The organism is Stenotrophomonas sp. YJH_SMC_48-3, from assembly GCF_059369375.1.
In genome coordinates this window covers 460,832-480,315 of the sequence record NZ_JCAFSQ010000002.1, presented here as the reverse complement: position 1 = coordinate 480,315, position 19,484 = coordinate 460,832, and the positions used below count along the sequence as shown (strand labels likewise).

Sequence of the window (19,484 nt, the reverse complement as noted above, 5' to 3'; positions counted from 1 at the left end):
GCCCCTGCGCTACGCTCGGGCTTCCTCCCCGCGGGTGTGACGATGGCCAAGCTCAAGCGCAAGGACTACGACGAACTGCTGCTGCCTTTGCAGCTGGAGCTGACCGCCATGGCGCGCTGGGTGCAGCACAGCGGGCAACGCCTGCTGGTGCTGTTTGAAGGGCGCGACACGGCGGGCAAGGGCGGCGCGATCCAGGCCATCAGCCAGCACCTCAACCCGCGCCAGTGCCGCGTGGTGGCACTGCCCAAGCCCACCGACCGCGAAGCCACGCAGTGGTACTTCCAGCGCTACGCCTCGCACTTGCCCGCCGCCGGCGAGATCGTGCTGATGGACCGCAGCTGGTACAACCGCGCAGGCGTCGAACGGGTGATGGGCTACTGCAGCGAGACCGAGTACCAGCAGTTCCTGCGCCAGGCGCCGGTGTTCGAACAGCTGCTGGTGGACGACGGCATCCTGCTGTTCAAGTACTGGCTGTGCGTGGACCAGGAGCAGCAGGAGAAGCGCTTCGCCGAGCGCCATCTCGATCCGCTGAAGGGCTGGAAGCTCTCCCCGGTGGACCTGAAGTCGCGCAGCAAGTACAGCGCGTACACCGAGGCCCGCGAGGCGATGCTGCGCGCGACGCATCGGGAGGCGGCACCGTGGACGCTGGTGGATTTCAACGACCAGCGGCTGGGCCGGCTGACGCTGGTACGCAACCTGCTGGACCGGTTGCCCGATACGCGGGTGGATGCACCGTTGCCCGAGCTGCCGAAGCTGAAGGGCAAGCTGCATCGCGAGCACTACGATGTGCTGAAGCCGATCGAGAACTTCCCGGTCGAGGATTAGGGTGGGTCGGCAGGGCCTGCGGCCCTGCACCTGCTACGAACCAAGGCAACAGCAACAGCCGAAGCAGAAGCGGGTTTCCTGTGGGTAGGCAGGGTGGGTCCGCTTGCGGGGGACGCCGTAAATACGTCCATGTAGGCTCGGTCGCCGCATCCATGCGGCTCACGCCCCCGCAAGCGGACCCACCCCGCCTTCGACAGATCTCTACGATCTGTCGGAATAGCGCCTGGGGTCAGATCCGTTTTCCGCAGGAAAACGGATCTGACCCCGAATTGATTCGAGATCTGAAAGAGATTCATCCACGCATGGCGTGGATCTACCAGATCGCAGAAATCTGTCAGAGGCGGGGCGGTGTCGGAGTGCGGGGTGTCAGCCGCATGGATGCGGCTGCCAAGCCTACATGGACGTACTTGCGGCGTCCCCGCACTCCGACACCGCCCCGCCACAACACGGAAATCGCACTTTGGCAGTTGCTGTTGCCGTTGCTTGAAAGTTTCGGCGGGTGCAGGGCGCAGCCCTGCCGATACCCAACCTACTTGGCAGCAGCGATCTGCTTTTCGATGTCGGCGGCCGTCACCGGGCCAAGGAACGTGTGCGCCAGCTTGCCCTGCGGATCCAGCAGGTGCGTCAACGGCAAGCCGCGTGGCGTGGCGAAGTCCGCCGGCGGATCGAACGGGTCCACGATCACGATCGGATAGGTCACCGGATGCTTGGTCAGGAACGACTGCATCTCCGGCACCTCGATGTCTTCATAGGCCAGGCCGACCACTTCGATGTTGCTGCGCATCGCATGCAGCGCCGACAGCTCGGGCATCTCCTTGCGGCACGGGGCACACCAGGTCGCCCAGAAGTTCACCACCACCCACTTGCCGCGGTGCGCGGCCAGGTCGTAGTCGCTGCCGTCCACCGCCTTCATCTTCAGCGTTGGGAACTCGGCGGTGGTACGTTCGGCCGGGGTCTCCTCCACCGCTGCGGGGGTGGCCGGGGTCGGTGCCTGTGCCGGTGGCTGGCTGCTGGCGGGGGTGGGCTCCTGGGCCGGCTTGCAGGCCGACAGCGCCAGCAACAGTGCCAGCGGCAGCAGCAACGGGGTCTTGCGGGTCATGGCATGTCTCCGGAATCGGTGTAGATATCGCTGACCTTGCGCTTCAGGCGTTCACGCAAGGGCAGTCGCAGATCGTCCAGCGCCGCCAATGCGGCACGTCCCAGGCTGTCATCACGATACGGCAGGTGCTGCTCGGCCACCGGGATGCGCAGCTGGGTGCATTCGTAAAGATCGGCCAGGCTGACCTGGTCCAGATCGCGCGACAGCAGCCACTCGCCGCGCTCATCGCGGCGCAGCAGGTCGATGTCCTGCAGATTGCAGATCAGGTCCTGCAGCAGTGAATCGGTCAGCATCGGCTCCAGCCGCAGGATCTCGTCATCGGCCAGGCCCTTGCCCTTCGCCCGTGCATGCTGGAAGCGGCCGAGCAGGCGAAGCAGTCCATAGAACTCATACCCCTGCGGCAGGCGCAGTTCCACCGGCTGGTAACGGAAGGCCGCCATCGACGAAGACAATGATGCGCCCAGCAGCACCGCCACCCAGCACAGGTAGATCCACAGCAGCAGGATCGGCACGAAGGCCACCGTGCCATACAGCTTCTGGTAGGACTGGAAGCTGCCCAGATAGGCCCCGATGCCCCACTTCACCAGCTCCAGGATCACCGCCGCCAGAATCGCGCCGGGTATCGCGTGCCGCCACTTCACGGTGTGGTGCGGCACCACCCGGAACATCAGCGTGATGCAGACGAACTCGATCAGGATCGGCGCCAGCCGCAGGGCCAGTTCGGCCAGCCAACGGCCCTCCTGGGTACCGAACAACGGCAACGCGAACACCCGCGCCGACACCGCCAGCGACGCAGCGGCGAGCATCGCGCCCAGGGTCAGCACGGTCCAGTAGACCAGGAAGCGGGTCAGCTTGGGCCGGGTGGAGCCAACCCGCCAGATCTGGTTGAAGGTCTCTTCCACGCTGTTGAGGGTGATCAGCAGCGATACCACCAGCGCGATGAAGCCGGCGGCGGTGAGCTGGCCGGCGCTGGCCGAGAACTGCCGCAGGTAGCCCTCGGCCGCGCGCGCGGCGTTGGGCACGAAGTTGGAGAAGACGTAGTCGCTGAGCTGGTCGCTCCAGCGGTCGAAAACGGGGAAGGCCGAGAGCACGCCGAACACCACGATGGCCAGCGGCACCAGCGCGAACACCGTGGTATAGGCCAGCGCCGCCGCTGCCTGGAACAGGCGGTCGTCGAGGAAGCGATGCCACAGGAAGCGGCCGAAACTGATGGCCCGTGCGCGATCCCGCGCGCGCTCCATCCACAGGTTGAGCGTATCCAAAGGTTCCATCGGCGAAAGGGTACCCGATGCGGAATGCTGGCAGGATAGCCATACTGGTGGCCACACGACGAGGAGAAGCGGGCACGATGGGCGAGATTCTGGTGCTGTACTACAGCCGGGGCGGTTCGGTGGCACGGCTGGCGCGCCAGATCGCGCGGGGCGTCGGCGAAGTGCCTGGCATGAGCGCGCGCCTGCGCACGGTGCCGCCGGTGGCCGCAGTGACCCAGACCGCGCAGCCGCCGGTGCCCGACGATGGCGCCCCCTACGTGAGCGTGCAGGACCTGGCCGAATGCCAAGGCCTGCTGCTCGGCAGCCCGACCCGCTTCGGCAACATGGCCGCGCCGGTGAAGCATTTCCTCGACGGGCTCGGCGCCGAATGGGTCAACGGCACCTTGTCGGGCAAGCCGGCCGGGGTGTTCACCTCGACTGCTTCGATGCATGGCGGCCAGGAATCGACCCTGCTGTCGATGCAGGTACCACTGCTGCACCATGGCTGCGTGATCGTCGGCATCCCGTTCACCGAGCCGGCGCTGAGCCACACCACCAGTGGCGGCACGCCGTATGGCGCCAGCCACGTGGCCGGTGCCGCCGACGACCCGCAGCCGACCGACGATGAAGCCGTGCTTGCGCGCGCGCTTGGCCGCCGGGTGGCCGACATCGCGCAGCGGTTGGCCCGATGAGCACCGGGCAGCGCACGGTCCTGCTGCTGGCCCTGATGGGGCTGGCTGCGCTGTTCGCCGGCTGGTTCATCAATGACAAGCACTGGCTGGCCACCCAGCTGGTGTTTACCGCGCCACCGCTCGCGCTGGCCATTGCGCTGCGCCTGGGATGGCGCAGGACGGGTTTCTGGGCCTCGGTACTGGCCCTGGGCTGGTTCAGCCACGGCGTGATGAGCGCCTGGAGCCACCCGCAGACGCGCTGGCTGGCGCTGATCGAAATCACACTGGCCCTGCTGGTGATCTTCAGCGCCAGCCTGCCAGGGCTGCGCGCCCGCTTCGGCAAGTGACGCTGACGCTGCGCCCGCCGGGCCGTATCATCTGTGCTCCCGGCCCCGCGCCGCTGCACCTGTCCTGGTTTCGCGCATGCACATGATGGAAGAGCTCCTGGTCGTCACCACCGGTGGCACGATCGACAAGATCTACTTCGACGACAAGTCGGACTACCAGATCGGCGATCCGCAGATCGGCATGATCCTGCGCGAGCTGGGCGTGACGTTCCGCTTCAACGTGATTCCGATCCTGCGCAAGGATTCGCTGCACATCAACGATGAGGACCGCGAGCTGATCCGCGCCACCATCGCCGCGCAGCCGACCCGGCACGTGCTGGTGACCCACGGCACCGACTCGATGGTGCAGACCGGCAAGGTGCTGGCGACGATTCCGGACAAGACCATCGTGATGACCGGTGCACTGAGCCCGGCACGCTTCCGCGGCTCGGATGCGGAGTTCAACATCGGCTGTGCGATCGGTGCGGTGCAGTCGCTGCCGAGCGGCGTGTACATCGCGATGAACGGGCGGATCTTCGACCCGCAGCACGTGCGCAAGAACGTGGCCGCGAACCGCTTCGAATCGGTCTGAGGAACAGCGTGCCGACCAAGGTCGGCACCCACCATGGCGCGGCGGCACGTACCACCGCCGGCCCCATGCAAGAACGCCCCGGCCTGGGCCGGGGCGTGCCCATGGAGAGGGACTTGGGCTCAGTACTGGGCGTTGAGGGTCACGCCCGAGAAAGTGCTGTACGCCTTCACCCGCACATACCAGGTACCGGCGGCCGGACTGTTCACCGTGCAGGTCTCGCTGTTGCCGCTCAGGTACGGACGGCAGGTGTACACCGTGTCGGTCGGCGCGCTGCCCTGGCGGATGTAGAGGTCGGCGTCACCGGTGCCGCCGCTGATCGCCACGCGCAGCTGGCTGCTGCCGGCCGGGACATTGACGGTGTAGCTGAGCGATGAGCCACTGCTGGCCGACAGGCCGGTGACCGGCACATTGTTCTGCAGGACGTTGCCGCCCGGATTCGGAGTGCCGCCCCCGTTGATGGCCGCGGACACCGCAGCGTTGGCGTCGATGATCCCGGCACCGCAGCCACCCGAGCATGACCCCGGCAGCGGGCGTGCGGTGCTCTTGATGATGCTCTCGACCTGCGCCGGGCTAAGCGGGCTTGGCGCGACCGATTGCATCAGCGCAACCACGCCGGCCACATGCGGCGCCGCCATCGAGGTGCCGTTGTACGACGCGTAGCTGGCGCTGCCCGGCGTGGTGGTGCCGGTGTTGAGCGTTGACAGGATGCTCTGGCCCGGTGCCGAGATGTCGATGCCGGTGCCGTAGTTGGAGAAGCTGGCACGCGCACCGGCCGAGGTTGTGGCCGCCACGGCAATCACGTTCGGGCAGTTGGCCGGCACCGACGAGGACACGTTGGTGTTGCTGTTGCCGGCGGCGACCACCACGGTGGTGCCACGGCCGACAGCGCCATTGATCGCATTCTGGTAGGTGGTGGAGCAACTGCCGCCACCACCCAGCGAGAGGTTGATGACTTCAGCCGGGTTGGCATTGGCCGGCACGCCACTGACGGTGCCGCCGGAAGCCCATACGATCGCGTCGGCGATGTCGGAGGTGTAACCGCCGCACTTGCCGAGCACGCGCACCGGCACAACCTTGGCGTTGAACGCGGTACCGGCCACGCCGGTGCTGTTGTTGGTCACTGCCGCCACGGTGCCGGCGACGTGGGTACCGTGCCAGCTGGAGTTGGAGGCCGGGATGCCCGAGCCGCACTCGTTGGCGCCGTACCAGTCGCCTTCATCGTTCGGGTTGTTGTCGCGACCGCCACCATCGCGCGCCATCGCGGCGTCGCTGATGAAGTCGTAGCCGGGCAGGATGTTGGCGTTGAGATCGGGGTGGTTGGTGATGCCGGTGTCGATCACCGCCACGACCACGCCGGTGCCGGTCGACTTGTCCCAGGCCGGCTGCACGTTGATCGACGCATTGGAGGTACCGAAGCCCCACTGTTCGCTGAAGCGGGTGTCGTTCGGGGTCAGCGTCGCGCGCATGATCTGGTCGACTTCGACGTACTCCACGTTCGGATCGGCGGCCAGCTTGCGCATCAGCAGCTCGGATTCAGCCTGGTCGAGCGGGCGATCGGTCCTGACCAGGGTCGGGCCGACGGCCAGCTTGCGGACCTGCTGCAGGCCCAGTGCGCGGCCCTGGCTGCTGGCCAGGCCGGCGGCGGCATTCTTCAGTGAAGAGGCCAGTGCGGTGGTGTTGGCCACCGGCGCGCTGCCGTCGCGGTACTTCACGATGAAACGCTGGTGGGTCGGCGCGGACTGCAGGCCGCTGAGCTGGACATCGCCGGCCAGCGCAGGCGTGGCCAGCAGCAGCGATGACAGAACGGACGCACCAAGGACCACCCACACTCGACGCACACGCGGTTGCGTTACCTGGGACATCGTATTTCCCTTTCTTGTGGTGTGAATGCCGGAATCGGCAGAAGCACCGGCCCGAACCCTGGGCTGGCTTGCATTGGCGAGGTTCGAAGTCCGGCGAGCCAGCGGATCCCCCTAACGATCCGCCGTGCAGATGACGCTAATGGCCGAAACCGGACACCACAAGATTTTCAGCGTCTTTTCAGCTAGATGAAATGTTCGTTCTGAGACTTTTCGGGTCAAGGGTTTGTGAAGGTGAAGGAACTTTCTCGCGTCCTGCACAGACCTGACTGGGCCCTCACATGTCCCGGAATGACTTTGCCGACATCGGCGTCCGCCGATCCGGGGTCAGATGCCTTTTCACGCGGAAAGGGATCTGACCCCTTGGCCTGAAATGCAGAAAGCCCGTCGCGGGGACGGGCTTTCCAGAAGCGCAGCCGGGCGCGGGCCCGGCTCTACGATTCGATGTGGGCGATCAGCCCAGCTTGACCAGCCAGTTGTGGCGGTCCGGCAGGCGGCCGTACTGGATGTCGGTCAGTTCCTTGCGCAGCGACATGGTCACTTCGCCGGCCGGGGCGTTGATGTCGCCCACCGAGAAGCCCTCGCCCTTCAGCTGGCCGATCGGGGTGACCACCGCGGCGGTGCCACAGGCAAACACTTCGCTGATCGCACCGGAGGCGACGCCGTCCTTCCACTCGTCGATGCTGACCTTGCGTTCTTCGACCTTCATGCCGCGGTCGCGGGCCAGCTGCAGGATGCTCTCGCGGGTAATACCCTCGAGGATGCTGCCGGACAGTTCCGGAGTGACCAGCGTGCCGTCCTTGTAGACCAGGAACACGTTCATGCCGCCCAGTTCTTCCAGGTACTTGCCCTCTACCGGGTCGAGGAACAGCACCTGCGAGCAACCCTGCGCCTGCGCCTTCTGCTGCGGCAGCAGCGAGGCGGCGTAGTTGCCACCGCACTTGGCAGCACCGGTGCCGCCCTTGGCCGCACGCGCGTATTCGGTGGACAGCCAGATCGACACCGGGGCAACGCCCTTGGCGAAGTACGGGCCGGCCGGGCTGGCGATGACGTAGTAGCCGGCCTTGTGCGCACCGCGCACGCCGAGGAAGGCTTCATCGCCGATCATGAACGGGCGGAAGTACAGGCTCGACTCGTCGGCCGACGGCACCCAGTCGCTGTCGACGGCGATCAGCTGCTTCAGCGATTCGACAAAGATCTCCACCGGCAGTTCCGGCAGCGCCAGGCGCTGCGCCGAACGCTGCAGGCGACGGCCGTTGGCATCCGGGCGGAAGGTCCAGATCGAGCCGTCAGCATGGCGGTAGGCCTTGATGCCTTCGAAGATCTCCTGGCCGTAGTGCAGCACGGCCGCGGCCGGGTCCAGCTGCAGCGTACCGTAGGCACGCACGTTGGCGTTGTGCCAGCCGGTGTCCTTGTCCCAGCGTACTTCCACCATGTGGTCGGTGAAGTGCAGGCCGAAGCCCGGCTTCTCCAGGATCTTGGCGCGCTCTTCAGCGCTGCGCGGGTGGTCCGAACGGGTGACGGCGAAGCTGGGAATGGACTGGGACACCGGAGATTTCCTGTTCTGGTTGCGGGTATTGCCGGGCCCGCGTCACTGCGGGCCGTGGGTCAAAGCATGCCGGTCTCGAGCCGGGCCGCCTCGGACATCATGTGCTGGTTCCACGGCGGGTCGAACACCAGGTCGACGTCGGCCTCGGCCACCGTCGGGATCATTTCGAGTTTGCTGCGCACGTCGTCGACTAGGATCTCGCCCATGCCGCAACCCGGTGCGGTCAGGGTCATCTTCACATCGATCTCGCGCTTGCCTTCGTCCAGGTGCTTGATCTCGACCTCGTAGACCAGGCCCAGTTCGACGATGTTCACCGGAATTTCGGGGTCGAAGCAGGTGCGCAGCTGCTGCCATACCAGCTGTTCCACCTGTTCATCGGTGGCGTCGGCCGGCAGTTCCAGCGGTGCCGGCGCTTCCTTGCCGATGGCGTCGCCGTCCTTGCCGGCGATGCGGAACAGGTTGCCCTCGACGAACACCGAATAACTGCCGCCCAGCGCCTGGGTGATGTACCCATAGCTGCCGGCGGGCAGGGTCACGGTGTCGCCCTGCGGGACCATCACGGCCTCGCAATCGCGTTCGAAGTGGACAGGTTCGCTGCTACGGGAATACATGGGGACCGATATGGGGCCGTGGCCGGGGCCACGCAAGACGGCATTCTAGCCCAGCCGCCCTGCCGCCGCCGGTGCACTGCGGCAAACCACAGTATCCTGTGGGTGATCTTCAGGGAGCTTCGATGTCCTCCAATGCCGCGCGTGCCAGGACCGTGACCTGGCTCTGGCCCATCATGCTGTTGCTGGGCCTGCTTGTTGCTCCCCTCGCCTGGATGGTGCTGGCGCTGATGACCGGCCGGCAGGTCGGCTGGATGGCGGTCGTGACCGCCCTGGAACTGGTGTTCATGCTGCGCATGGGTACGCTGGGCCCGGGCCGGCTGCGCATTGCACTGGTCGTGCTGGGCACCCTGCTGGTGACCGCCGTCGCCAACTGGACCATCGCCAGCGCCTGGATGGGCGGCTCGATCGGGCTGGACCTGTGGGACGCGACCCTGCGGATGGGCCCGCACCTGGCCTGGACCCTGATCGCCCTCGCCAATGGCGCGGTGGAATGGCTGTGGCTGGCGCTGGGCGTGGCCGTGGGCGCCTGGCTGGCGCGCTGAGCACGCCGGTTGCCACGTCCGCCGGGGATATGCAGGTAGATCCACGCCATGCGTGGATGGGATGGTAGTGCCGGCCGCTGGCCGGCAGAAGCGTTCGGACCAAGGTCCGCACCCACGGATGCAGCCGGGCCTCAATGCCCGCCGTCGAGCGCCTTCAACTCGCTGACCAGCGAGGCTGCCGCTTCGGCACCATCGCCGTACAGCATGCGGGCGTTGTCGGCGTAGAACAGCGCATTCTCGATGCCCGCAAAACCAGTGCCCTTGCCGCGCTTGATCACCACCACGTTGCGCGCATTGACCACGTCCAGCACGGGCATGCCGTAGATCGGGCTGGCCGGGTCGGTCCGTGCCACCGGATTGACCACGTCGTTGGCACCAATCACCAGCACCACGTCGGTGTTGGCGAACTCCGGGTTGATGTCGTCCATGTCGGCGATCAGGTCGTAGGGCACACCCGCTTCGGCCAGCAGCACGTTCATGTGCCCGGGCATGCGCCCGGCCACCGGATGGATGGCGAACTTCACCTTCACCCCGCGCTGGCCCAGCCGCTGCGCCAGCTCCCAGATCTTGTGCTGGGCCTGCGCCACGGCCATGCCGTAACCAGGCACGATCACCACGCGTTCTGCGTAGGCCATCATCGCCGCGACATCCGACGCTTCAATCGGCTTCTGCGCACCGCTGATCGCCTGCGCTTCCCCGCCGGCGCCACCACCGAAGTTGGAGAACAACACATTGCGGATCGGCCGGTTCATCGCCTTGGCCATCAGCCGGGTCAGCAGGATGCCGGCGGCGCCGACCATCATGCCCGCGATGATCAATGCCTCGTTGCCCAGCACGTAGCCTTCGAACGACACCGCCAGGCCGGTGAACGCGTTGTACAGCGAGATCACCACCGGCATGTCGGCGCCACCGATAGGCAGCGTCATCAGCACGCCCAGCGCCAGCGCCAGTACGAAGAAGGTGACGATCGCCCAGGTGCTGAGCGTGCTGGCGGCGATGATCGCCAGCACCACCACGGCCAGCGCCACCAGCAGGTTCATCACCTGCTGGCCGGGCCAGGTCACGCGCTTGTCCAAGCGCCCATCCAGCTTGGCCCAGGCAATCACCGAACCGGACAGCGACACGGCACCGATCGCCGCGCCGACCACCGCCAGCAGCAGCACCGTGCCCGACGGCTGGCGCGCGGCCAGGTCGGCCAGCGCCTGCGCGCTCCAGTGGCGGGTATCGCGATGGGCCAGGAAGGCGTAGCGCAGCAGTTCCACCGCACCGATCGCCGCCGCCGAGCCACCGCCCATGCCGTTGTACAGCGCCACCATCTGCGGCATGTCGGTGATGGCGACCTTGCCGGCCGACCACCAGGCAAGGCCGGCGCCGAGCAGCAGCGCCACCAGGATCAGCGGCACGTTGTGCAGTTCGGGGAGCAAGAAGGTCGCCACCGTGGCCAGCAGCATGCCCAGCCCGGCCCAGCGGATGCCGCTGCGCGCGGTCAGCGGCGAGGCCATGCGCTGAAGGCCCAGAAGGAACAGCGTGGCGGCAGCGAGGTAACTGGCCTTGACCAGCCAATCGAGCAGTTCGACGGTGCTGATGTTCAAGCCTGCGGCTCCTTCGGTTCGTCCTGGCCCCCCTTGGGCGCGCTCGGCTTGAACATTTCCAGCATGCGCGCGGTGACCACGTAGCCACCGGCGGCGTTGCCGGCACCGAGCACCACGGCGAGGAAGCCCAAGGCTTTCTCCAGCGGCGTCTGCGCATGCCCCAGCACCACCATCGCGCCGATCAGCACGATGCCGTGGATGAAGTTGGAGCCCGACATCAGCGGGGTATGCAGGATCACCGGCACCCGCGAAATGATCACGTGGCCGGCGATGGCCGCCAGCATGAAGATGTACAGCGCCACGAACCCGTCACTCACTGGCAACGCTCCTGCTCTGTCTTCGTCGTCCCATCATAACCATGGGCTGAACCCCGCGTGCACCCGGCGTCAACCGAAGCGGCGCTCACGCGTTGTCGATGGTGACCCCAAGCGAGGAACCGTACCCTGTGCTGGTGAGCAGCCCCGTCCCCCCGAGCGCCGAGACCGATGCCCCGCCGGCATCGCTGGAGGCGTTCCTGGCCAGCGTCGGCCCGCGTGCGTTCCGCTTCGCCGAGGCCGGCCTGCGCCAGCGCGAAGACGCCATGGATGCGGTGCAGGACGCGCTGATGCGCATGCTGGACTACGCCGACAAGCCGGCGGCCGAATGGGCACCGCTGTTCTGGAGCATCCTGCGCCGGCGCGTGATCGACGTGCAGCGCCGGCGCCGCTTCCGCCTGCCGTTCTGGCGCGACAACCAGGACGCGGAAGGCGGCGGGATCGACTGGGCCGATCCTGGCCCCGACCCGGCACAGGCGCATGAACAGCGCCAGCAGTACCAGCAGCTGGTGGACGCGTTGCGCCGCCTGCCCGCCCGCCAGCGCGAGGCCTTCACCCTGCGCGTGCTGCAGGACCTGGACGGGGCCACCACTGCCCGCGCCATGGGCTGCAGCGAAGGCGCGGTAAAAACCCATCTGGCACGCGCCCGGCAGGCGCTGCAGGATTATCTGGAGATCCACCCGTGAAACGCTCCCTGCCTTCCGACGACACCCTGCGCAGCCTGCATGCGCAGTCGCTGCAGGCGCTGTCGCCTGCAACGTTGGCCCGGCTGCGCCACGCTCGCCACGGCGCCACGGCCGCCCACCGGGGGCGCTGGCGCTGGTGGCTGGCCAGTGCGTGCTCGCTGGTGGTGGCGCTGGGGATAGGCCTGCAGTTCACCGGCCATGGCACGCTGACGGGCCCTGCGCCGGCACCTGTGCTTGCCGCGGTGGAAGACAACAGCGCGCTCTACGACGAAAATCCCGATCTGTACCTGTGGCTGGGCGATACCGACCTGGCGATGGAGTGAATCATGCCCCGACTGCACACCCTGCCCCTGCTCATGACCCTGTTGCTGCTGCCGGCCGTCCCGGCGGTGGCGCAGAGCGCCGCGCCCGCCCCTGCCGCACGCCCTGCGCCGGCCGCACCGCTGCCGGCCTGGGAACAGTTGAGTGAAGCGCAGCGGGAGTCCCTGCTGGCGCCGCTACGCGACCGCTGGAACAGCGCCGATGCCGGCCAGCGCCAGCGCATGCTCTCGCACGGCCAGCGCTGGCAATCGATGAGCCCGGAAGAGCGTGACAAGGCCCGCCGCGGCCTGCGCCGCTTCGAGCACATGAGCCCGGAACAGCGTGAGCAGGCACGGGCCCTGTTCGGGCAGATGCGGGATCTGCCGCCCGCGCAGCGCGACGCCCTGCGCGAGCGCTGGTCGCAGATGACGCCGGAGCAACGCAAGGACTGGGTGCGAGAGAATCCGCCGCCGGCGAAGCCGCGGTAAGGCCAGATTCAATCCTCTGTAGCGCCGAGCCCACGCCCGGCTGCTTCATCGCGTCTGCGCAAGCCGAGCATGGGCTCGGCTCTACAGCATGCAGGTCAGGTCACGCTTGCCAGCGCGTCTTGGCCAGCAACTCGTCTTCCCAGTCGAAACCGAGCTGCCCTTCGCGCACGAACAGCGCGACGAAGTTGAGCAGGTTGCGCGCATACATCTCGCTGGCCTGGGTCGCGCCGCGGCTGGCCAGGCCCAGTGGGCCATCAATGGTCACGCCCTGGTGTTCGATGCACTGCCCCGGCTGGGTCAGAGCGCAGTTGCCACCGCTCTCGGCAGCCAGATCCACGATCACGCTGCCAGCAGCCATGCCCTCCACCATTGCCGCAGTCACGATCGTCGGCGCCGGTCGCCCCGGCACCGCTGCGGTGCAGATCACCACATCCACGCTGCGCAGGTGGTCGGCCAGCCGGCGCTGCTGCTCGGCGCGCTCCTCATCACTCAGTGCGCGCGCATAACCGCCCTCGCCGGCCGCACTCACGCCAAGATCGAGGAAGCGTGCACCCAGTGACTGGATCTGCTCGCGGGTTTCCGGGCGCACGTCGAAGCCTTCCACCTGTGCACCGAGGCGGCGCGCGGTGGCAATGGCCTGCAGGCCCGCCACGCCGGCACCGATCACCAGCACCTTGGCCGGGCGCACAGTGCCGGCGGCGGTGGTCAGCATCGGGAAGAAACGCGGTGCACGTTCTGCAGCGATCAGCGCCGCCTTGTAGCCGGCCATGCCGGCCTGCGAACTGAGTACATCCATCGCCTGCGCGCGGGTGGTGCGCGGCAGCTGCTGCAGCGGGAACAGCTGCAGGCGACCATCGGTCGCCAGCGCGGCCAGCGCCGGATCGCTGGACGGGGCCAGCAGGCCGACCACGCTGGCGCCGGGCTTGAGCTGTTCCAGCACCGCCGCAGGGGGGGCCTGCACGCACAGCAGGATGTCGATCTCGGCCCAGCGGCCCGCGTCGAAGACGCGTGCACCGGCATCGTCATAGGCGGCGTCGGTGAAACCAGCGGCCAAACCCGCGCCCGCCTCATACCAGACGGCAATGCCCATGGCCCCGAGCTTGCGCGCGGTTTCCGGCGTCAGCGCCACGCGCCGTTCGCCCGGCGCGGTCTCCTTGATCCCCAGCAACGCCACGGCCATGCAGGTCCCCGCTGATCGGTGAGTTTTCCCGATCCTAGCAGGCGGCCACGGCTCAGTGCAGCGTTGCGCTGCCCGGGTCCAGCCGATCGATCACACCCTGCATCGCGCTGTCGAAGGCGCCGTCATCCACGTGGGCACGCAGGCGGCCCAGCCGCACCATCACCGCCAGTTCTTCCGGCGAGGCCACGCAGAAGCGCACGCCACGACGGTTGACGAACAACAGGCGCGAGGAAATCGGGCTGACCCAGGACAGCTTGCCGGCCTGGACCTTGCCGTCCTTGTCGACGAAATCCAGCCAGTTGCCGATTTCCATGCGGCGGAAGCGGTCGGCATCGGCGTTGTCGAAATCGTCGGCGTCGATCTGCCCGCCGAGCTCGACCGCTGGCGATTCAGCCACCGGCGGTACCGGCAACGCGACCTGCGGCAGCTCCGGCAGCGCGCGCTGCAGCTCCGGCCGCGATTCGGCAATGCCCTGCAAGGTGTCATGCAGGGCATCAATGGCGCCGGTGGCGGCATCACCGTGCACGCCAACGCTGCCGAACACCTTGGCCAGCGCCGGCTGCCAGGCCTGCAGCCATGGCTTGCCGACGATCTGGCGGCGCGCCTCGGCCACTTCCTCCAGCAGGCCGTCGGCCAGGCTCAGTGCCTCGGCCACCGACGCGCCCTCCTCGCCCTCGCGCAGCAGGGCCAGGGTCAGATGGTGCTGCCACGGCTGGCGCAGGAACTCGGCGATGGCCGGCGGCAGGGAGGCATCGCCGATGCGACGGTCCAGTTCGGCACCTGCCCGGCTGCGGGCCATTTCCAGCTTTTCCTGGCCACGCTGCGTTTCGGCGGCGCGCCGCTCGGCGATTTCCACGCGGCGGCGGTGCTGCACGAGGAACTCGCGGAATTCCTCTTCCAGGGTCAGGAAGATCGCCAGGTTCTCGTTGAACTCGGCCACCAGCCGTTCGATGATCTCCTCGACCTTGGCCATCAGCATGCGCTCGGCCTGGCTCTCGCCGGTGTTGCCCTCGCAGGCCTCCGCCAGCGAGTTGAGCAGCTTGCGCGCCGGATGGGTCTTCTGCACGAACATCCGGCGGTCGAGCATCGCCACCTTGACGAAGGGCACCACCAGGCGGCCGATCAGCTCGCGCGAGCGGCCTTCCAGTTCGCGCTCGTCCAGCATCACGTCGAACAGCATGCCCACCAGGTCGATCGCATCCTCGTCCTGCGGGTCCAGCCGGGTCTGGCCCGGATCGACGCCCAGCCGGGTCGCGCTGGACAGTACTTCACTCTTCAACCGCTGCGCCAGGGATTCGCCGTCCTCGCCGATGGCCGCGCGCAGGGTGGCGCTGGGCGTGGCCTGCAGCAGTGACAGCACCGACATCATCTCGCGCTGGCTCAACGGGCGATGCTGGCCGACCGCGACCTGCGCGGCCGAGGTGGCATCCTCGCGAACGTGACGGGTCTGCTGCAGCAGCTCATGCAGGGCCTCCAGCAGCATGCCTTGCTGGCCGGCATACGCCTCGCCGTTGCCGGCATCGTCGCCCCCGAGATGCTGCTGCATGTGGCCACGGCGCTCGGACCAGCGCGCGGCGAAGCGCTGCGCCCAGGCCGGCGCGGCCTGCTCATCATCGCTGAACTCGGATTCCAAGCCCGCCGCGTGGCGCGGCTCGACCAGATCATCCGCCCCCGCCGCCATGCGCGGGTCGGGCGCGGCCGACAATGGACGCCGCGGGGCCCCCACCTGCGACATCACGCCAGCGGCGGCCAGCTGCTCGTCCAGCTTCTCGTAGATGCGGCCCACCGGCGCGCGCAGGTCGCGCTCGCACAGCTTGATCAGCACCAGGTGCACTTCCGGCGCCAGCTCGCAGCCGGCAAAGGCCTCGTGGATGGCCACGCCCAGGTGCTCGGGGCTGACCGGGTTGTGGTCGGCATCCAGCTCGGCGCCGCCGATCAGGCGGCCCAGGCGCCGGTCCAGCCGCGCCAGCACCGGCTTGAAGTCGCGCAGCAGCACGGTGGCGAAATTGCGCACCGCCAGCCGCGATTCCAGTACATGTTCGGCCAGCAGGCTCAGGCCATCTTCGGCAGGACCGGACAGGGTCGCCTCGGCCGACAGCGGCTCGCCGCTGGCGAGCGCGTCCCAAGCCCGCTGCAGATGGCCGGCGAAGGCACCGGCGATGTCCTCGCGGCGGCGGCGCAGTTCACGCATCGCATCCAGGAACAGCAGCTGCGACGAACCGGCATTGCCGGCGCGGTCGAACAGTGCGTCGTCGAAACGCGCCAGTGCGGCCCCGAAAACCTGGCACAGCGCGGGCAGGACCATGTCCCGGGCACGCTGCAACTGGACCGGGTCACGACCCGGCGATCCCATCGGTGTGGGCGCGCTCATCATTCGGGAAGGCTCCCCACCTTCTCTGGTACGACAGTCAGCATGGACATCGCGGCGGCCGGCACACCCCATGTACCGGTACGTCGATGGTAGGCCGGCCAGCCCGTCACGGACAGTGAAACAGTCCTCACTTCAAACCTCATGACCGGCGGCCCGGCAAGATGGATATCGTAAGCCGTGCAAGGCCCACGAGGCGAGAGCACGCGGCCGTCCCTTTCCCGCCAGTGGCATGATGTTCATCACAGTTTGGTATTCAGGGGCTGGACGCGACCCAGACGGCGTCTTCGACCACCCCGACTATAATCAAATGCCCGTGATGACCGGTTCAGACTCCATGCCCGACCCCACTGCCCTGCTTGCCCTGGATGCCCGCCGCTCGGTGCCCTCGCGGCAATTGGGCGAGCCCGGCCCGGACCCGGCAACCCTGCAGCGCATGCTGGCCTCGGCCGTACGCGTGCCCGACCACGGCAAGCGGGTACCGTTCCGCTTCCTGAAGATCGCCGGCGATGCACGTCACACTCTGGGCAACTTCCTGGCCGAGCGCAGCCGCCAGCGCGACCCGCATGCCGGCGAGGCGGTATTCGAGAAGGACCGCCAGCGTTTCAGTCATGCCCCGCTGGTGATCGTGGTGGTGGCCAGCCCGCGCCCGGACCCGAAGGTCCCCGAACAGGAGCAGCTGATGACCGCCGGCTGCGTCTGCTTCGCCCTGCTGCAGGCCGCACAGGCGCTGGGCTTCGGCGCGCAGTGGCTGACCGCCTGGATGGCCTTCGACCCCGCCGTGCACGCCTACCTGGGCCTGGCCGAGGGCGAGAGCGTCGCCGGTTTCATCCATATCGGTACGCCGAAGGCCGCCGTACCCGAGCGCGAGCGTCCGGACCCGGCCGCGCTGCTGCGCGACTGGACGCCGCCGGCATGAGCCTGCCGGCACCGCCGCCTTCGCTGTACCTGGTCGATGCCAGCATCTACGTGTTCCGCGCCTGGCACTCGCTGCCGGACCAGTTCCAGGACGCGCAGGGCTGGCCGACCAATGCCGTGCACGGTTTCGCCCGCTTCCTGCTGGACCTGCTCGAGCGCGAGCGCCCGCAGCACATCGCCATCGCCTTCGATGAAGCGCTGGACAGCGGCTTCCGCCACCGCCTGTACCCGGCCTACAAGGCCAACCGTGATCCGGCACCGGAAGCACTCAAGCGGCAGTTCGTGCACTGCAAGGCGTTATGCGCGGCGCTGGGCCTGGCGGTGCTGGCGCACCACGAATACGAGGCCGACGACCTGATCGGCAGCGCCCTGCACGTTCACCGCAGCAGCCATCGCGGCGTGATCATCTCCGCCGACAAGGACCTGTCGCAGCTGCTGGCCGACCATGACGAGCAGTGGGACTATGCGCGCAACCAGCGCTGGAACGTGGCCGGGGTGAAGGCGCGGCACGGCGTGCACGCGCACCAGATTGCCGACTACCTGGCGCTGTGCGGCGATGCGGTGGACAACATTCCCGGTATCAGTGGCGTGGGCAGCAAGTCCGCCGCCGTGCTGCTGGCCCATTTCGGCAGCATGGATGCACTGTACGAACGCCTGGACGAAGTGCCGTTCCTGCGCCTGCGCGGCGCGGCCCAGATGGCGGTGCGCCTGCGCGAGCAGCGCGAGCATGCCCGGCTCTGGCGCCAGCTGACCACCATCGCGCTGGACGCGCCGCTGGAAGGCAGCCAACCCGGCCTGCTGCGCCAGGCGGCCGACCCGGAACTGCTCGGTGGCCTGTGCCAGACCCTTCGATTCGGCCCGATGACCCGCCGCCGGCTGTTCGATGCCGCTGGCGTGGCCGACCCTCTTCCCACCCACAGCGAGCCCGCATGAGCCAGCGCAATACCGAAGCCCCGCGTGTCGTCTATGAAGGCAAGTACCAGCGCATGGTCGTGCGCGGTACCTGGGAATACAGCGAACGCACCCACGCCGGCGGCCTGGCGGCGATCATCATCGCCGTCACCCCGGAGGACAAGGTGCTGTTCGTCGAACAGTTCCGTGTACCGCTGCAGGCCCCCACCATCGAGATGCCGGCCGGCCTGGTCGGCGACATCCACGCCGGCGAATCGATTGAAGTCTCGGCCGTGCGCGAGCTCGAGGAAGAAACCGGCTGGACCGCCGATCACGCCGAAGTGCTGCTGATCGGCCCGACCTCTTCCGGCGCCAGCAGCGAGAAGATCGCCTTCGTGCGCGCCACCGGCCTGCGCCGGATCGGCGAAGGGGGTGGCGACGACAGCGAGGACATCATCGTCCACGAGATTCCGCGCAGTGAGGCAGCGGCCTGGCTGGTGCAGAAGATGGGCGAAGGCTACGAGCTGGACGCCAAGCTCTGGGCCGGGCTGTGGATGATCGAGCATCACCTGGACGGACGCCCGCGTGGCTGACGCCGACCTGCATGCGCTGCCGGCGCTGCTCGGCGCCGACGACCCGACGATCTACACCCTCCACCGGCCGCAGGGCGCGTCGCCGTACCTGCTGCTGGCCGACCACGCCGGCCAGCAGGTGCCGCGTGCCCTCGCAGGCCTGGGCTTGCCGCAGGCCGAACTGGACCGCCATATCGGCTGGGACATCGGCATTGCCGGCACCACTCGTGCACTGGCCGAACGGCTGGATGCCTGGGCGATCGAACAGACCTATTCGCGGCTGCTGATCGACTGCAACCGCCCACTGGCCTCGCCCACGCTGATTCCGGAGGTGAGCGACCACACCGTGGTGCCCGGCAATGCCGCGCTGTCGGCGGCGCAGCGGCAGCAGCGCATCGATGCGATCCACGCACCGTACCACGCCCGCATCGATGCGGAACTGGACGCGCGCCGCGCTGCCGGCCGCCCCACCCTGCTGGTGATGATGCACAGCTTCACCCCTGTGATGAACGGCGCGCAGCGACCGTGGCACGCCGGCGTGCTGTACCACCAGGACACGCGCTTTGCGCATGCCCTGCTGCAGGCACTGCGCGATGAAGGCGACCTGGTGGTGGGTGACAACGAACCGTATTCGGTCAGCAGTACCAGCGACTACGCGGTACCGGTGCATGGCGAAGGGCGCGGCCTGGTGCACGTGGAGCTGGAGATCCGCCAGGACCTGATTGCCGATGCCGCCGGGCAGCAGGCGTGGGCAGAGCGGCTGGCGCGGATCTTCAGCGCGTTGCAGCCGCAGTTGCTGGCGCTGGGTTGAATGCGCGTGGATCCATTCCGGATCGGTAGTGCCGGCCGCT

At 67.9% G+C, this 19,484-nt stretch carries 21 protein-coding genes; 12 read left to right on the top strand and 9 right to left on the bottom strand.

What is annotated here, in order from left to right; genetic code table 11:
* Positions 1-42: 42 nt before the first annotated feature.
* Positions 43-825, top strand: coding sequence for a polyphosphate kinase 2 (ppk2, locus tag AC5P65_RS05035; protein WP_111099048.1), 783 nt, complete (start codon positions 43-45; stop codon positions 823-825).
* Between the two features lie 529 nt (positions 826-1,354).
* Here the strand turns inward: ppk2 and AC5P65_RS05030 are convergent.
* Together AC5P65_RS05030 and AC5P65_RS05025 are read right to left on the bottom strand one after the other, a co-directional pair.
* Entirely contained in the window at positions 1,355-1,924 is a 570-nt protein-coding gene (locus tag AC5P65_RS05030) for a TlpA family protein disulfide reductase (protein ID WP_099591109.1), read from the bottom strand.
* The gene (locus tag AC5P65_RS05025) at positions 1,921-3,195 is read right to left on the bottom strand and encodes a YihY family inner membrane protein (protein WP_019661157.1); all 1,275 of its coding nucleotides are present in this window, start codon (positions 3,193-3,195) and stop codon (positions 1,921-1,923) included. Before AC5P65_RS05025 ends, AC5P65_RS05030 begins: the two co-directional genes overlap by 4 nt.
* A gap of 77 nt (positions 3,196-3,272) precedes the next feature.
* Here AC5P65_RS05025 and wrbA point away from each other — a divergent pair, with 77 nt between their 5' ends.
* From wrbA to AC5P65_RS05010, 3 genes are all read left to right on the top strand, one after another.
* Entirely contained in the window at positions 3,273-3,866 is a 594-nt protein-coding gene (wrbA, locus tag AC5P65_RS05020; protein WP_021203211.1) for an NAD(P)H:quinone oxidoreductase, read from the top strand.
* Positions 3,863-4,192, top strand: a complete 330-nt coding sequence (locus AC5P65_RS05015) for a DUF2069 domain-containing protein (RefSeq protein WP_180832802.1) — start codon at positions 3,863-3,865, stop codon at positions 4,190-4,192. The genes wrbA and AC5P65_RS05015 overlap by 4 nt, the downstream gene beginning before the upstream one ends.
* 85 nt (positions 4,193-4,277) lie before the next feature.
* On the top strand, positions 4,278-4,763 hold the full coding sequence (locus AC5P65_RS05010) for an asparaginase domain-containing protein (protein WP_010481766.1): 486 nt from the start codon (positions 4,278-4,280) through the stop codon (positions 4,761-4,763).
* A 119-nt stretch (positions 4,764-4,882) separates the two neighbouring features.
* Here the strand turns inward: AC5P65_RS05010 and AC5P65_RS05005 are convergent, their stop codons facing one another.
* From AC5P65_RS05005 to sufT, 3 genes are all read right to left on the bottom strand, one after another.
* Positions 4,883-6,625: a S8 family peptidase gene (locus AC5P65_RS05005; protein WP_019661154.1), complete on the bottom strand. Its 1,743-nt coding sequence runs from the start codon at positions 6,623-6,625 to the stop codon at positions 4,883-4,885.
* 451 nt (positions 6,626-7,076) lie between these two features.
* Positions 7,077-8,171 (bottom strand): branched-chain amino acid aminotransferase, encoded by a 1,095-nt coding sequence (locus AC5P65_RS05000; protein ID WP_495215456.1) that lies wholly within the window; start codon positions 8,169-8,171, stop codon positions 7,077-7,079.
* A 59-nt stretch (positions 8,172-8,230) separates the two neighbouring features.
* Complete coding sequence (sufT, locus tag AC5P65_RS04995; RefSeq protein WP_005415385.1) at positions 8,231-8,782, bottom strand: putative Fe-S cluster assembly protein SufT; 552 nt, start codon at positions 8,780-8,782, stop codon at positions 8,231-8,233.
* A 122-nt stretch (positions 8,783-8,904) separates the two neighbouring features.
* Between sufT and AC5P65_RS04990 the strand changes: the two genes are divergently transcribed.
* Complete coding sequence (locus AC5P65_RS04990) at positions 8,905-9,324, top strand: hypothetical protein (RefSeq protein WP_019661152.1); 420 nt, start codon at positions 8,905-8,907, stop codon at positions 9,322-9,324.
* 131 nt (positions 9,325-9,455) lie between these two features.
* Here AC5P65_RS04990 and AC5P65_RS04985 read toward each other — a convergent pair whose 3' ends face one another.
* Together AC5P65_RS04985 and AC5P65_RS04980 are read right to left on the bottom strand one after the other, a co-directional pair.
* Positions 9,456-10,916 (bottom strand): NAD(P)(+) transhydrogenase (Re/Si-specific) subunit beta, encoded by a 1,461-nt coding sequence (locus AC5P65_RS04985; protein ID WP_111099047.1) that lies wholly within the window; start codon positions 10,914-10,916, stop codon positions 9,456-9,458.
* The gene (locus AC5P65_RS04980) at positions 10,913-11,233 is read right to left on the bottom strand and encodes an NAD(P) transhydrogenase subunit alpha part 2 (RefSeq protein ID WP_019661150.1); all 321 of its coding nucleotides are present in this window, start codon (positions 11,231-11,233) and stop codon (positions 10,913-10,915) included. The genes AC5P65_RS04985 and AC5P65_RS04980 overlap by 4 nt, the downstream gene beginning before the upstream one ends.
* A 98-nt stretch (positions 11,234-11,331) precedes the next feature.
* Between AC5P65_RS04980 and AC5P65_RS04975 the strand changes: the two genes are divergently transcribed.
* From AC5P65_RS04975 to AC5P65_RS04965, 3 genes are read left to right on the top strand one after another with little or no spacing between them, the layout of a single operon-like run.
* Complete coding sequence (locus AC5P65_RS04975) at positions 11,332-11,916, top strand: RNA polymerase sigma factor (protein WP_019661149.1); 585 nt, start codon at positions 11,332-11,334, stop codon at positions 11,914-11,916.
* Positions 11,913-12,239: a hypothetical protein gene (locus AC5P65_RS04970; protein ID WP_019661148.1), complete on the top strand. Its 327-nt coding sequence runs from the start codon at positions 11,913-11,915 to the stop codon at positions 12,237-12,239. Before AC5P65_RS04975 ends, AC5P65_RS04970 begins: the two co-directional genes overlap by 4 nt.
* A gap of 3 nt (positions 12,240-12,242) precedes the next feature.
* A complete protein-coding gene (locus tag AC5P65_RS04965; RefSeq protein ID WP_021203207.1) occupies positions 12,243-12,704 on the top strand; it encodes a DUF3106 domain-containing protein in 462 nt (153 codons plus the stop codon).
* Positions 12,705-12,804: 100 nt separating this feature from the next.
* On the opposite strand, the gene AC5P65_RS04960 is transcribed toward AC5P65_RS04965, so the two are convergent.
* On the bottom strand, positions 12,805-13,884 hold the full coding sequence (locus AC5P65_RS04960; protein WP_021203206.1) for an NAD(P) transhydrogenase subunit alpha: 1,080 nt from the start codon (positions 13,882-13,884) through the stop codon (positions 12,805-12,807).
* Positions 13,885-13,936: 52 nt separating this feature from the next.
* Positions 13,937-16,258: a PacR family protein gene (gene pacR, locus AC5P65_RS04955; RefSeq protein ID WP_021203205.1), complete on the bottom strand. Its 2,322-nt coding sequence runs from the start codon at positions 16,256-16,258 to the stop codon at positions 13,937-13,939.
* 331 nt (positions 16,259-16,589) lie between these two features.
* Here pacR and AC5P65_RS04950 point away from each other — a divergent pair, with 331 nt between their 5' ends.
* From AC5P65_RS04950 to AC5P65_RS04935, 4 genes are read left to right on the top strand one after another with little or no spacing between them, the layout of a single operon-like run.
* Complete coding sequence (locus AC5P65_RS04950) at positions 16,590-17,171, top strand: nitroreductase family protein (protein WP_026347148.1); 582 nt, start codon at positions 16,590-16,592, stop codon at positions 17,169-17,171.
* Entirely contained in the window at positions 17,168-18,103 is a 936-nt protein-coding gene (locus AC5P65_RS04945; RefSeq protein ID WP_019661143.1) for a 5'-3' exonuclease, read from the top strand. Before AC5P65_RS04950 ends, AC5P65_RS04945 begins: the two co-directional genes overlap by 4 nt.
* Complete coding sequence (locus tag AC5P65_RS04940; RefSeq protein WP_019661142.1) at positions 18,100-18,654, top strand: NUDIX hydrolase; 555 nt, start codon at positions 18,100-18,102, stop codon at positions 18,652-18,654. Before AC5P65_RS04945 ends, AC5P65_RS04940 begins: the two co-directional genes overlap by 4 nt.
* Positions 18,647-19,444: an N-formylglutamate amidohydrolase gene (locus AC5P65_RS04935; protein WP_111099046.1), complete on the top strand. Its 798-nt coding sequence runs from the start codon at positions 18,647-18,649 to the stop codon at positions 19,442-19,444. Before AC5P65_RS04940 ends, AC5P65_RS04935 begins: the two co-directional genes overlap by 8 nt.
* The last annotated feature ends 40 nt before the right edge of the window (positions 19,445-19,484 follow it).

Excerpts from the sequence above, each read along its gene's own strand:
- ppk2 (WP_111099048.1), top strand. The coding sequence starts at position 43 with ATGGCCAAGCTCAAGCGCAAGGACTACGACGAACTGCTGCTGCCTTTG.
- AC5P65_RS05030 (WP_099591109.1), bottom strand. The coding sequence starts at position 1,924 with ATGACCCGCAAGACCCCGTTGCTGCTGCCGCTGGCACTGTTGCTGGCG.
- AC5P65_RS05025 (WP_019661157.1), bottom strand. The coding sequence starts at position 3,195 with ATGGAACCTTTGGATACGCTCAACCTGTGGATGGAGCGCGCGCGGGAT.
- wrbA (WP_021203211.1), top strand. The coding sequence starts at position 3,273 with ATGGGCGAGATTCTGGTGCTGTACTACAGCCGGGGCGGTTCGGTGGCA.
- AC5P65_RS05015 (WP_180832802.1), top strand. The coding sequence starts at position 3,863 with ATGAGCACCGGGCAGCGCACGGTCCTGCTGCTGGCCCTGATGGGGCTG.
- AC5P65_RS05010 (WP_010481766.1), top strand. The coding sequence starts at position 4,278 with ATGGAAGAGCTCCTGGTCGTCACCACCGGTGGCACGATCGACAAGATC.
- AC5P65_RS05005 (WP_019661154.1), bottom strand. The coding sequence starts at position 6,625 with ATGTCCCAGGTAACGCAACCGCGTGTGCGTCGAGTGTGGGTGGTCCTT.
- sufT (WP_005415385.1), bottom strand. The coding sequence starts at position 8,782 with ATGTATTCCCGTAGCAGCGAACCTGTCCACTTCGAACGCGATTGCGAG.
- AC5P65_RS04990 (WP_019661152.1), top strand. The coding sequence starts at position 8,905 with ATGTCCTCCAATGCCGCGCGTGCCAGGACCGTGACCTGGCTCTGGCCC.
- AC5P65_RS04975 (WP_019661149.1), top strand. The coding sequence starts at position 11,332 with ATGGTGACCCCAAGCGAGGAACCGTACCCTGTGCTGGTGAGCAGCCCC.
- AC5P65_RS04965 (WP_021203207.1), top strand. The coding sequence starts at position 12,243 with ATGCCCCGACTGCACACCCTGCCCCTGCTCATGACCCTGTTGCTGCTG.
- AC5P65_RS04960 (WP_021203206.1), bottom strand. The coding sequence starts at position 13,884 with ATGGCCGTGGCGTTGCTGGGGATCAAGGAGACCGCGCCGGGCGAACGG.
- pacR (WP_021203205.1), bottom strand. The coding sequence starts at position 16,258 with ATGATGAGCGCGCCCACACCGATGGGATCGCCGGGTCGTGACCCGGTC.
- AC5P65_RS04950 (WP_026347148.1), top strand. The coding sequence starts at position 16,590 with ATGCCCGACCCCACTGCCCTGCTTGCCCTGGATGCCCGCCGCTCGGTG.
- AC5P65_RS04945 (WP_019661143.1), top strand. The coding sequence starts at position 17,168 with ATGAGCCTGCCGGCACCGCCGCCTTCGCTGTACCTGGTCGATGCCAGC.
- AC5P65_RS04940 (WP_019661142.1), top strand. The coding sequence starts at position 18,100 with ATGAGCCAGCGCAATACCGAAGCCCCGCGTGTCGTCTATGAAGGCAAG.